Raw genomic sequence first — 11,033 nt, 5'->3', positions numbered from 1 at the left:
AGGATCTCGTCCACGCCCGCCTCCGCGTAGGCGCGCAGCCGCCGGGCGCACTCCTCGGGGGTGCCCGCCACCGTCAGCCGGTCGACGACCTCGTCGGTGACCGCCCGCCGGGCGGCCTCCAGGTCGCCCCGGCGCACCGCGCCGTCCACCCCGTCGGCGACGCGCTCGTAGCCCTGGGCGCGCAGCAGCGCGTCGTAGTGGGGGTGCGGCTTTCCGGCGTAGAGGTTGACCACGGCCGTGCGCGCCGCCTCGCGGGCCCGCTCGGCGTCGGGGTCCACGGCGACCAGGGCGGCCATGAGCACGCTGAAGCCCGGCCGGACGGCCTGGGCGCGGCACTCGGCGGCGATGCCGGCCACGTACTCGGCCGACTGGAGGCTGCCCAGTCCGATGCCGTCGGCGACCTCGGCGGCCAGCCGCGTCATCCGGGGGGAGGTGGCGGCGAGCACGACGGGGACGGCCTCGCGCACCGGGTCGACCTGGCAGCGCCAGCCCGACATCCGGTGGATCTCCCCCTCGTAGTCCACCTGCTCGCCGCGCCGGGCCGAGGTGACCAGCCGCAGCAGTTCGACGTACTCCCGCATCTTGCGCAGCGGCCGGACGACGGGCACCCCCTGGTAGCTCTCGTTGGTCACCCGGTTGCCGCTGCCCACGCCCAGGACCAGGCGGCCCCCGGAGAGCTCGTCGAGGTCGACCGCGCTCATCCCGGCGATCATCGGGGTGCGCGCGTGGGCGTTGAGGACGTAGGGCCCCAGGCTGATCCGCTCGGTGCGCTGGGCCATCGCCGCCAGGGTGACGAACCCCGAGCGCCACGCCTCGGCCAGGTAGACGCCGTCGTATCCCGCCTCCTCGGCGCGTACGGCCAGGTCGGCCATGTCGGCGACGGTGATCCCGCCGCCCCCGGCCAGCATCAGGCCCAGCCGCGCTCCCGGCCGCGCGCCGTCCCTCGTGCTCCGCTTGTCCCGCCCCATGGTGCCACTCCAGAGATGTAACGTGTAACGTAAAAATTATCAGTGGGGGTATTGCTTACTTGTAACGTTAAGGGTGAAATCAGACCATGGGCAACGCACCGATCCTCGCCGAAGACGAGTACATGCACGAGCCGACCGACCACCCGCAGTTCAACGAGTCGGCCTACTACAACTTCGTGGACGGGGACTCCGGGTTCGCCGTCCTCATCCGGATGGGCAACCGGGTCAACGAGGGCCACGCCGAGGTCACCGTCCTGGTCTACCTGCCCGGCGGCGGGGCGGCCATCCGCTTCGACCGGGCGCCGATCGACAGCAACGACAAGTTCGAGGCCGCGGGCCTGAAGTTCGAGGTCGTCGAGCCGCTCAAGAAGATGCGGGTCACCTTCGACGGCACCGCCTACCTGCTCAAGTCGGGCCGGGACCTGGAGCACCCCAAGCAGGCGTTCGCCGAGAGCCCGGTCGTCCCGGTCTCGCTGGAGCTGCACTACGAGAACGTCATCCCGGTCTACGGGCTCGGCGAGGGCTCCGGCATCCAGGGCGCCGAGGACAGCATCGCCGTGGGGCACTACCAGGGCCCCTGCGCCGTGCGCGGCTGGGTGGAGGTCGACGGGCAGCGCCGGGAGGTCGACGGGCAGGGCTTCCGCGACCACTCCTGGGGGCCGCGCGTGTGGCAGGGCCCCCAGTACTGGCGGTGGATCTCCTGCATGGCCGACGAGCGCAACGGGTTCGTCGCCTGGACCCAGAAGATCGGCGACACCAAGTCGCCAGGCCACGGCATGGTGCTGCGCGACGGCGTGATGGAGCGGGTCACCAGGGTCGAGGTGAAGAGCGAGTACGGCGGCGCGCCCTACTACGCCACCTCGATGCAGGTCTCCATGTGGACCGAGGCCGGGGAGCGGGTGGACGCCACCGGCCGGGTCTTCCACCTCGTCCCGCTGCGCAACCGCCGCAACGGCGAGATCGCCCGCCTGGCCGAGTACCTGGTGGAGCTCGACTTCGAGGGGATGACCGGCTACGGCATCTCCGAGTACCACGACCGCATCCTCGAGGACATCCCGGCCGGGATCTCCGAGGCATGAGCGGCCGCACGATGAAGGGGCTGCGCTTCGCCCGGCACGGCGGCCCCGAGGTGCTGAGCTGGGACGAGGTCCCCGTGCCGCAGCCCGGCCCGGGGGAGGTGCTGGTCCGGGTCAGCGCCTTCGCCGTCAACTGGGCGGACCTGCTGGAGCGGGCCGGCCGCTACCCGGGCGCCCCGGCCCCGCCCTACGTCACCGGCCACGACCTCACCGGGGTGGTGGAGGCCCTCGGACCTGGCGTGTCGGGGCCGGCGGTCGGCACCCGCGTGTTCGGGGTGATCCCCCGGGGCGGCGCCGCGGCCGAGTACGTCGCCGCCCCCGCCGCCCAGCTCTACCCGGTGCCCGAGACGCTCAGCGACGCGCAGGCCGCGGGCGCGGCGGGCCCCTACCTCACCGCGGACGCGGCGATCGTCACCATGGGCCGCCTGGCCGAGGGCGAGGACGTGCTCGTCCACGCCGCCGCGGGCGCCTACGGGTCGGCGTGCGTGCAGTTGTGCCGCGCCTACGGGGCGGGCCGCATCATCGCCACCGCGGGCTCCGACGCCAAGACCGAGCAGGTCCGCGCCTGGGGCGCCGACGTGGCCGTCAACTACACCACCACCGACTTCGCGGAGGTGGTCCGCGAGGTCACCGGCGGCCGGGGCGTGCCGCTGGTGCTGGAGTCGGTGGGCGGCGACGTGCTGGGCCGCAGCCTGGAGTGCGTCAGCCCCGGAGGGCGCCTGGTGAGCGTGGGGGCCAGCAGCGGCCGCAGCAGCAGCCGGTTCCGCCTGCACACCCTGTTCGAACTGGGCATCTCGGTGTCCGGGTTCACCCTCGGGCTGTGGCTGGAGCACCACCCCGAGCTGGTCCGCCCCTCCGTCGAGCGGGTCCTGCGGCTGTTCGCCGAGGGGCGGGCGGCCCCCGTGGTCGGCCGGGTCTTCCCCGCAGCCGAGGTGGCCGCCGCGCACGAGTTCCTCGCCGACCGGCGGTCGGTCGGCCGCACCGTCGTCACCATGACCCCCGCCCCCTGAAACGAGAGAGAGCAATGGCAGAGGCATACATCGTCAGCGCTGTCCGCACCCCCGTGGGACGCCGCAAGGGCGGTCTGAGCCAGGTCCACCCGGCCGACCTGGCCGGGCACATCGTCAAGGCCGCGGTCGAGCGCGCGGGCGTCGACCCCGGCGCGGTCGACGACGTCATCCTCGGCTGCGTCGACCAGCTCGGCGCCCAGTCGACCAACGTCGCCCGCACCGCCTGGCTGGCCGCGGGCCTGCCCGAGCACGTCCCGGGCACCACCATCGACCGCCAGTGCGGCTCCTCCCAGCAGGCCGTCCACTTCGCGGCCCAGGCCGTGATGTCGGGCACCCAGGACCTGGTCGTCGCCGGCGGCGTGGAGGTGATGAGCCTGGTGCCCATCTCCAGCCCCGCGATCGTCGGCGCGCAGCAGGGCATGGGCGCCCCCTACAACAGCCCCGGCTGGACCGCCCGCTACGGCGACCAGGAGGTCTCCCAGTTCCGCGGCGCCGAGCTGATCGCCGAGAAGTGGGGCATCAGCCGCCGGGACATGGAGGAGTACGCCCTGCGCAGCCACCAGCGGGCGATCGCGGCCCAGGAGGCCGGGGCCTTCGACGAGGAGATCGTGCCCTACGCCTCGGTCACCGCCGACGAGGGGCCGCGCCGCGACACCTCCCTGGAGAAGATGGCCGAGCTGAAGACCCTCACCGAGGGCGGCCGGCTCACCGCCGCGGTGGCCAGCCAGATCTCCGACGGAGCCGCGGCCCTGCTCATCGCCTCCGAGGGGGCGGTCCGCCGCCACGGCCTGACCCCGCTGGCGCGGGTGCACGCCATGACCGTCACCGGGGCCGACCCGATCATGATGCTCAGCGCCCCCATCCCGGCGACCCGGCAGGTGCTCAAGAAGGCCGGGCTGGAGCTGGACGACATCGACCACTACGAGGTCAACGAGGCGTTCGCGCCGGTGGTCCTGGCCTGGCTGAAGGAGCTGGGCGTCGACCCCGCGCGGACCAACCCCCTGGGCGGGGCCATCGCCCTGGGCCACCCGCTGGGTGCGACCGGCGCGAAGCTCATGGCGACCCTGGTGCACAGCCTGCGCCGCACGGGGGGCCGCTACGGCCTGCAGACGATGTGCGAGGGCGGCGGCATGGCCAACGCCACCGTCGTCGAGGTGCTCTGAGGGGCCCTGCCGGAGAACTGGTCCCGGCCGCCGTCACGCCATATACTTAACGTTGAACGTAAAACACGAGAAATAAGGAGTGCCTGTCGTGGCCGACATGGAACGCATCGACAAGGAGACCCTCTACGTCGAGAAGTACCCCGAGGACCGGTACGCGGTGATCACCCTGCACCGGCCCGAGGTCCTCAACGCCGGCAGCCCGACGCTCTTCGGCGAGCTGGCCGAGACCGTCAACTCCTTCGAGAACGACGACCAGGTCCGCGCCGTGGTCCTCACCGGAGGCACCGGCAAGTCCTTCTCCGCCGGCGCCGACCTGGGCGGCATGACCTTCGACAGCATGGGCAACTGCCGCAAGTTCATCCGGCTGGCCCACGCCCCCTTCGAGGCCATCGAGCGGCTGAGCAAGGTGGTCATCGCCGCGGTCAACGGCTACGCCTTCGGCTTCGGCACCGAGATCGCGCTCGCCTGCGACCTGGTCCTGGCCTCCGACCGGGCGCGCTTCGGCCTGCGCGAGATGAACCACGGGCTCGTCCCCGCGGTCACCATCACCCGCGGCGTCGACATGATCGGGCGGCGCCGCATCGCCTGGATGGCCTACACCTCCGACGACCTGTCCGCGCAGGAGGCCCAGGAGTTCGGGTTCGTCAACAAGGTCGTCCCGCACGACTCCCTGGTGCAGGAGTACACCGAGCTGGCCGTCCGGATGGCCAAGCGCGCCCCGCTGGCCGTCGCCGCCACCAAGTGGACCCTCAACAAGGCCGCGGGCGGCCACTACCGCGAGGGCGAGAACCTCATGCCCGCGATCTTCGCCTCGGCCGACGTCGCCGAGGGGCGCAAGGCGTTCGAGGAGCGCCGCCAGCCCGTCTTCCGCGGCGAGTGACCCCCGGCACCAGCGTAGAGAGTGCGAGAACAGCCATGAGCGTGTTGGACCAGTTCAGACTCGACGGCCGCGTCGCCGTCGTCACGGGAGCCTCCTCCGGACTGGGGGTCGGCTTCGCCCAGGCACTCGCCGAGGCGGGCGCCGACGTGGTCCTGGCGGCGCGCCGGATCGACCGCCTCGAAGAGGTCCGCGACAAGATCACCGCGATGGGGCGGCGCTGCATCGCGGTGCGCACCGACGTGTCGCAGCTCGAGGACTGCGAGGCGCTCGTCGCCACCGCGGTCGAGCAGCTCGGCGACGTCCACGTCCTGGTGAACAACGCCGGAGTCGGCCACGCCGCCCCGGCGCACAAGGAGGACCCCAAGGACTTCAACCGGGTCCTGGGGATCAACCTCGTCGGCGCCTACTACATGGCGCAGGCGTTCGGGCGCGCCTGCATCAGGGCCAAGCACGGCGGCTCGATCGTCAACGTCTCCTCGGTGCTGGGCATCAGCGGCAGCGACATCCCCCAGGTGGCCTACTCCGCCTCCAAGGCCGGGATGAACGGCATGACCCGGGACCTGGCCATGCAGTGGTCGGCCCGCTACGGCATCCGGGTCAACTCCCTGGCCCCCAGCTTCTTCTCCTCCGAGCTGACCGACCCCCTGCTGGAGTCGGAGGTGGGGGCGAAGAAGGTCCTCGCCCGCACTCCGATGGGGCGCATCGGGGAGCTCCCGGAGCTGTACGGGGCGCTGCTGCTGCTGGCCTCCGACGCCGGCTCCTACATCACCGGCATCACCCTGCCGGTCGACGGCGGCTGGAGCCTGCACTGACGGTCGCCTCCGGGACCAGCCACACGCCGGTGCCGTGACGCTGCGGCGCCGGGCGGACACGGCGGGCGGTTCCTTCCCCTGGGGAGCCGCCCGCCGTCCCGTTTTTCCTGGAAAAACTTCCCGACAATGAATTCCTATCTTCCGTTTAACGTGAAAGAATCGCCCCAATAACGGGGTTGAACCAGGGTCCGAACACTGGAGGTTCACCATGCGCACACCCAGGCACTCCCGCGCCACGTCGGTCTCGGCCGCCCTGCTGGCGGTCGCCCTGGGCGCTACGGCCTGCGGCGGCGGCGACGACGCCGAGCAGTCCGGTGCCGAGCAGGGCGCCACCGAGACCGTCCGCGTGATGATGTTCCCGGGGCAGTCCTACCGGCTCCCCGTGCTGATCGCCGAACAGGAGGGCATGTTCAAGGAGCGCGGCATCGAGCTGGAGTTCACCGAGCAGCCGAGCAACCTGCAGGGCATGCAGGGCCTGGAGGCCACCGACTCCGACGTCGGCATCGTGACGGTGGGCACCCTCGGCCAGGGCTGGCAGGCCGGCAGCGAGGGCGTCTTCTTCTGCGGCGGCATCAACGTGCTGCAGACCATGCTGGTCGCCCCCGAGGACAGCGACCTGCCCTCCACCGAGGACGGCGCCACCTGGCAGGAGGTCCTCAAGGCCCTGGAGGGCAAGAAGATCGGCATCCAGACCCCCGTCGGCTCGGGCGTGCAGCTGCTGTTCGCCGAGGCGCTGGCCGAGGCCGGGGTGGAGGACGTCACCTACGTCAACCTGGGCGGCGGCACCGCGGCGGCCGTCGCGGCGATCGACAACGGCAGCGTCGACGTCGCCCAGTTCACCCCGCCCGGCACCCAGCAGGTCCTGGAGTCCGGAGGCGGCAAGCCGCTGCTCTACATGTCCGAGGGCCCCACCACCTACCGCGACTACTACGGCAGCGGCTGGGTGGCGCCGCCCGAGTTCGTCGAGGAGCGCCCCGAGACCGCCGCGGCGTTCTGCGACGTCATCGATGAGGCCCTGGAGTTCATCCGCGACGACGCCAACCGGGAGACCGCCCTGGACCTGCTGGTCGAGGACACCGGGGTCACCCGCCCCGTCGCCGAGCTGGTGCTCGACCAGGCCTACGACGACTTCTCCACCGAGCTCGACGAGGAGACGCTGACCCGGACCTTCGAGACCTACGTCGAGCTGGGCATCGCCGAGGCCGAGCCCAAGCCCACCTTCGACTCCCTGGTGGTCGTCCCGCAGGGCTGACCCGCCCCTCCCGGCCCGTTCCGGGCACCGCCCGGAACGGGCCGCAGGACCGCGGCGCGCCCCGCCCCCGCGGGGCGCGCGGGACAGCCAACTGATCGACGAGTACAGACGAGGAGGCTCGGTATGAGCGGATCCCCAGGCGGCCGCAGGGTCGTCGTGGTCGGCGCGGGCCTGTCCGGACTGGCCACCGCCCTCGGCGCCGCCCTGCGCGGCTGCCAGGTCACCGTCTTCGAGTCCGCCGACCTGGTCGGCGGGGCGGCGGCCTACTCCGGTGGGCAGGTCTGGGTCGGCGCCAACCATGTCGAGGAACGGGAGGGCATCGAGGACAGCCTGGAGCTGACCGAGCGCTACGTGCGCTCCATCGCCCACGCCGCCCCGGAGGTCCTCGACGAGGAGGCCATGCGGCGCTGGCTGACCGTGGCGCCGGAGGCCGTGCGCTACTGGGAGGAGGTCGGCGCCATCCGGTGGGCGATCATCCCCGGGCTCGCCGACTACCACGCCGAGGCCGACGGCGCGCTGGGCGCCGGACGCTACCTCACCAACGAGGTGATCGACGGCAGCGTGCTGGGGGAGTGGCGGGACCGGCTGCGGGTCAGCCCGTACTTCCCGGTGGGCACCACCTACGCCGAGATGTTCGCCAAGGGGCGGCGGGTCAGCGGGTCCGACAGCGAGGAGAACCGCTCCGGCGACGAGGAGACCCAGGGCTTCGGCCTGACCCGGGCGCCGGAGGAGCAGAGGGGGGCGCCGCGCGACGGGGCCGACCCGCTGACCTTCGGCACCGGCGTGGTGGCCAGCTTCCTGGCCCGGGTGCTCAAGGAGCCGTCGGTGACGATCCGCACCTCCCACCCGGTGACCGAGCTGCTGACCGACGACGCGGGCCGGGTGGTCGGGGTGCGCGCGCAGGGCCCCGACGGCCCGGTCGAGGCCCGCGGGGACGTGGTGCTGGCCACCAGCACCTACGACTGGGACCCCGAGCTGGTGCGCGAGCTGCTCGGCCTGGGCCCGGAGGACTTCGGCAGCATCGCCCCGCGCAGCCTGCGCGGCCAGGGCCTGCGCCTGGCGCGCTCCGTCGGCGCGGGGATCGTGCAGATCCCGCCCACCAGCGTGCCCATGCTGCCCGGCTGGGAGGCGGGGGACGGCAGCGGCTACGCCTACGGCCCCGAGTTCGCCAAGCCGCACACCCTCATCGTGGACCGGTCGGGGCGGCGCTTCTGCAACGACTCCTACTGGGTCGACATCGTCGCCCGGGCACTGGACCCCGAGGACCGGCACCTGCCGTTCTTCCTGGTCTGGGACGAGCAGCACCGCCGCAAGTACGGCCTGGGCACGGTGCCGCCCGGCGGCGAGTACCCGCCCGGCGTGGTCAGCTCCGCGCCCACCCTGCGGGAGCTCGGCGCGGCCCTGGGGGTCGACGGCGAGCAGTTGGAGAAGACGGTGGAGCGGTTCAACGAGTACGCCGCGCGGGGCGAGGACCCGGACTTCGACCGGGGCAGCCTCGACTACGTCCTCCGCTTCTACGGCGACCCGGAGCACCGGCCCAACCCGGTGCTGGGGACCGTGGCGGAGCCGCCCTTCCACGGCATGCGGCTGCGCTTCCTGGGCACCGGCATCGGGTCCAGCGGGGTGCACACCGACGGGGACGGCCACGTGCTCGACGAGGCGGGCCGGCCGATCCCCGGGCTGTACGCGGCCGGCTCGGTCGCCGCCCTGACCTCCTCGGGCAGCGGCTACAACAGCGGGTTCGCGCTGAGCCGCGGCCTGACCCTCGCTTACCTGATCGCCCGCGAACTGGGCGGAACCGAAAGCTGACCGGGCACGGCCCGGGCCCGTGCGGGGCGGGGCCGCCCCGCACGGGCGGCCCGGTCCTCTCCGCGGTTCACCCCCGACCAGTGTTGATATTTTTCGTTGAACGTGAGATTTTTCTCATGTGATCCTGGTCGCTCGACGAGTCGCCGGGACGCGGCCCGCCACGCGGAGTTCCTCGGCCCCGCAGATTCCGAAGGAGACACCATTGACATCCAGGACTGAGGCAGGGACGGCCGTGCAGGCCGCCACCCCCGCCCCCGCAGCCAGGCCAGCCCCGCTGATCTCGTTCCGCGACGTCCGGCAGGTGTTCCGGCTGTCCGGCAAGGGCGACGGCTCAGCCGCCAGGAACCGCGAACTCGTGGCCCTGCAGGACGTCAACGTCGACATCCAGGCGGGCCAGTTCGTCGCCCTGGTCGGCGCCAGCGGCTGCGGCAAGACGACGATGCTCAACATGCTCGCCGGACTGGTGGAACCCACCCACGGCGAGGTCCTCCTCGACGGCAGGGCCCCCCGGTTGCCCAACATGGACATCGGCTACATGTTCGCCCGCGACGCCCTGCTGCCGTGGCGCACCGCCCGCAAGAACGTGGAGCTGCCCCTGGAGACCCGCGGCTGGGGGCGCAAGGAGCGCCGCGAGCGCGCCGAGGAGATGCTGGAACTGGTCGGCCTCAAGGGCCGCGAGTCCCAGTACCGGCTGCAACTGTCCCAGGGCATGCGCCAGCGCGTGGCCCTGGCCCGCACCCTAGCCCCCGACCCGTCCCTGCTGCTCATGGACGAGCCCTTCGCCGCCCTGGACGCCCGCACCAAGCTCACCCTCCAGGCGGAGTTCCTGCGGATCTGGGAGAACAACCAGAACGGCGACCGGCGCAAGACCGTCATCTTCGTCACCCACGACCTGCAGGAGGCGGTCCTCCTCGCCGACCGGGTGATCGTCATGCTGCCCCACCCCGGCCGCATCGCCGAGGACCGCGTCATCGACCTGCCGCGGCCGCGCGCCGAACTCCTCGGCGAACTCCAGTTCACCAAGGAGTTCCAGGACATCACCCACGGACTGTTCGAACGCCTCGAGGGCGCCATCGGCGACCGGGGAGCGGACGCCGCCAAGCAAGGGGAGACGACCACGCCATGACCACCATCACCGAGACCGCCCGCCCGGTGCCCCAGCCGGCCGCCCAGGACAAGTCGGCCGAGCGCCCCGCCAAGCGCCCCAAGTTCTGGCAGACCCGGGCCTTCATCATCACCGCCCGCCTCGTCATCTGCGCCGCCTTCCTCGTCCTGTGGGAGGTCGCCTCCCGGCGCGAGTGGGTGGACCCCATGCTGTTCGGCAACCCCACCGGAGTCTGGACGGCCATGGTGGAGTACCTGCCCTCCGAGCGCAGCCTGGCCTCGCTGGAGGCCACCGGCGGCGCCGTCGGGGTCTCCTTCGTCATCGGCTCGGTCTCCGGCACCCTCGCCGGACTCGTCCTCGGCCTCAGCCCCGTCGTGAACGGGGTCTTCGGCCCGTTCCTGGCGCCGATCAACAGCGTGCCCCGCATCGCGCTGGCCCCCCTGTTCATCGCCTGGTTCGGCCTGACCATGACCTCCAAGGTCGTGCTCGCGGTCAGCATCGTCTTCTTCATCCTCGCCGAGAACGCCCGCTCGGCGGTGTGGTCGGTCGACGCCGACCTGATGACCATGGCCCGCGTGGTCGGCCTGAAACGCGCCGCCCTGCTGTGGAAGGTGGTCCTGCCCTCGGCGGTGCCAACGATGTTCGCCGGACTGCGGCTGACCTTCACCTACGCGCTGCTCGGCGTGGTGGCCTCGGAGATGGTGGCCGCCACCGGCGGCCTGGGGCAGGACATCGTCCTGTACTCCTCCTCCTACCAGATCAACACCGTCTTCGCGATCCTGGTGGAGCTGATGGTCATCGCCGTGGTCGTGAACTGGATCTTCAACCTCGTCGAGCGGCGGCTGCTGGTATGGCAGGAGACCTGATGCCCCCACCCCGCCGCGCCGCGGCAGGGGCCGGACGGGGGGAGCCGTCGTGACCGGCGGCTTCCGCTTCCGGCTCACCACCCGCGGCCGCC

Annotated in this window: 10 protein-coding genes; 9 read left to right on the top strand and 1 reads right to left on the bottom strand. The window is 72.2% G+C overall.

The features are described 5' to 3' along the window. A partial coding sequence (locus AC529_RS09585) for an LLM class flavin-dependent oxidoreductase (protein WP_068755696.1) occupies positions 1-968 on the bottom strand: 968 nt, incomplete at its 3' end. Between the two features lie 86 nt (positions 969-1,054). Here AC529_RS09585 and AC529_RS09580 point away from each other — a divergent pair. The 9 genes from AC529_RS09580 (at position 1,055) to AC529_RS09540 (ending at position 10,941) form a co-directional block, all read left to right on the top strand. Continuing rightward, positions 1,055-2,047 (top strand): DUF7064 domain-containing protein, encoded by a 993-nt coding sequence (locus AC529_RS09580; protein WP_068755694.1) that lies wholly within the window; start codon positions 1,055-1,057, stop codon positions 2,045-2,047. Next, entirely contained in the window at positions 2,044-3,054 is a 1,011-nt protein-coding gene (locus tag AC529_RS09575) for a quinone oxidoreductase family protein (RefSeq protein ID WP_083948060.1), read from the top strand. The genes AC529_RS09580 and AC529_RS09575 overlap by 4 nt, the downstream gene beginning before the upstream one ends. A gap of 14 nt (positions 3,055-3,068) precedes the next feature. Beyond that, positions 3,069-4,217, top strand: coding sequence for an acetyl-CoA C-acetyltransferase (locus AC529_RS09570; RefSeq protein ID WP_068755684.1), 1,149 nt, complete (start codon positions 3,069-3,071; stop codon positions 4,215-4,217). A 97-nt stretch (positions 4,218-4,314) separates the two neighbouring features. Further along, positions 4,315-5,097, top strand: a complete 783-nt coding sequence (locus AC529_RS09565; RefSeq protein WP_232306675.1) for an enoyl-CoA hydratase/isomerase family protein — start codon at positions 4,315-4,317, stop codon at positions 5,095-5,097. 35 nt (positions 5,098-5,132) lie between these two features. Next, positions 5,133-5,909 (top strand): SDR family NAD(P)-dependent oxidoreductase, encoded by a 777-nt coding sequence (locus tag AC529_RS09560; RefSeq protein WP_068755680.1) that lies wholly within the window; start codon positions 5,133-5,135, stop codon positions 5,907-5,909. A 208-nt stretch (positions 5,910-6,117) separates the two neighbouring features. Further along, positions 6,118-7,161, top strand: coding sequence for an ABC transporter substrate-binding protein (locus tag AC529_RS09555; RefSeq protein WP_068755678.1), 1,044 nt, complete (start codon positions 6,118-6,120; stop codon positions 7,159-7,161). Positions 7,162-7,284: 123 nt separating this feature from the next. Then, entirely contained in the window at positions 7,285-8,970 is a 1,686-nt protein-coding gene (locus AC529_RS09550; protein WP_068755676.1) for an FAD-dependent oxidoreductase, read from the top strand. Positions 8,971-9,172: 202 nt separating this feature from the next. Further along, a complete protein-coding gene (locus AC529_RS09545; protein WP_157080145.1) occupies positions 9,173-10,096 on the top strand; it encodes an ABC transporter ATP-binding protein in 924 nt (307 codons plus the stop codon). Then, positions 10,093-10,941, top strand: a complete 849-nt coding sequence (locus AC529_RS09540) for an ABC transporter permease (protein WP_068755674.1) — start codon at positions 10,093-10,095, stop codon at positions 10,939-10,941. Before AC529_RS09545 ends, AC529_RS09540 begins: the two co-directional genes overlap by 4 nt. Positions 10,942-11,033 lie beyond the last annotated feature (92 nt).

Source organism: Thermobifida cellulosilytica TB100, assembly GCF_001517975.1.
GTDB lineage: Bacteria > Actinomycetota > Actinomycetes > Streptosporangiales > Streptosporangiaceae > Thermobifida > Thermobifida cellulosilytica.
This window is presented reverse-complemented; position numbering and strand designations above follow the sequence as displayed.

Excerpts from the sequence above, each read along its gene's own strand:
- AC529_RS09580 (WP_068755694.1), top strand. The coding sequence starts at position 1,055 with ATGGGCAACGCACCGATCCTCGCCGAAGACGAGTACATGCACGAGCCG.
- AC529_RS09575 (WP_083948060.1), top strand. The coding sequence starts at position 2,044 with ATGAGCGGCCGCACGATGAAGGGGCTGCGCTTCGCCCGGCACGGCGGC.
- AC529_RS09570 (WP_068755684.1), top strand. The coding sequence starts at position 3,069 with ATGGCAGAGGCATACATCGTCAGCGCTGTCCGCACCCCCGTGGGACGC.
- AC529_RS09565 (WP_232306675.1), top strand. The coding sequence starts at position 4,315 with ATGGAACGCATCGACAAGGAGACCCTCTACGTCGAGAAGTACCCCGAG.
- AC529_RS09560 (WP_068755680.1), top strand. The coding sequence starts at position 5,133 with ATGAGCGTGTTGGACCAGTTCAGACTCGACGGCCGCGTCGCCGTCGTC.
- AC529_RS09555 (WP_068755678.1), top strand. The coding sequence starts at position 6,118 with ATGCGCACACCCAGGCACTCCCGCGCCACGTCGGTCTCGGCCGCCCTG.
- AC529_RS09550 (WP_068755676.1), top strand. The coding sequence starts at position 7,285 with ATGAGCGGATCCCCAGGCGGCCGCAGGGTCGTCGTGGTCGGCGCGGGC.
- AC529_RS09540 (WP_068755674.1), top strand. The coding sequence starts at position 10,093 with ATGACCACCATCACCGAGACCGCCCGCCCGGTGCCCCAGCCGGCCGCC.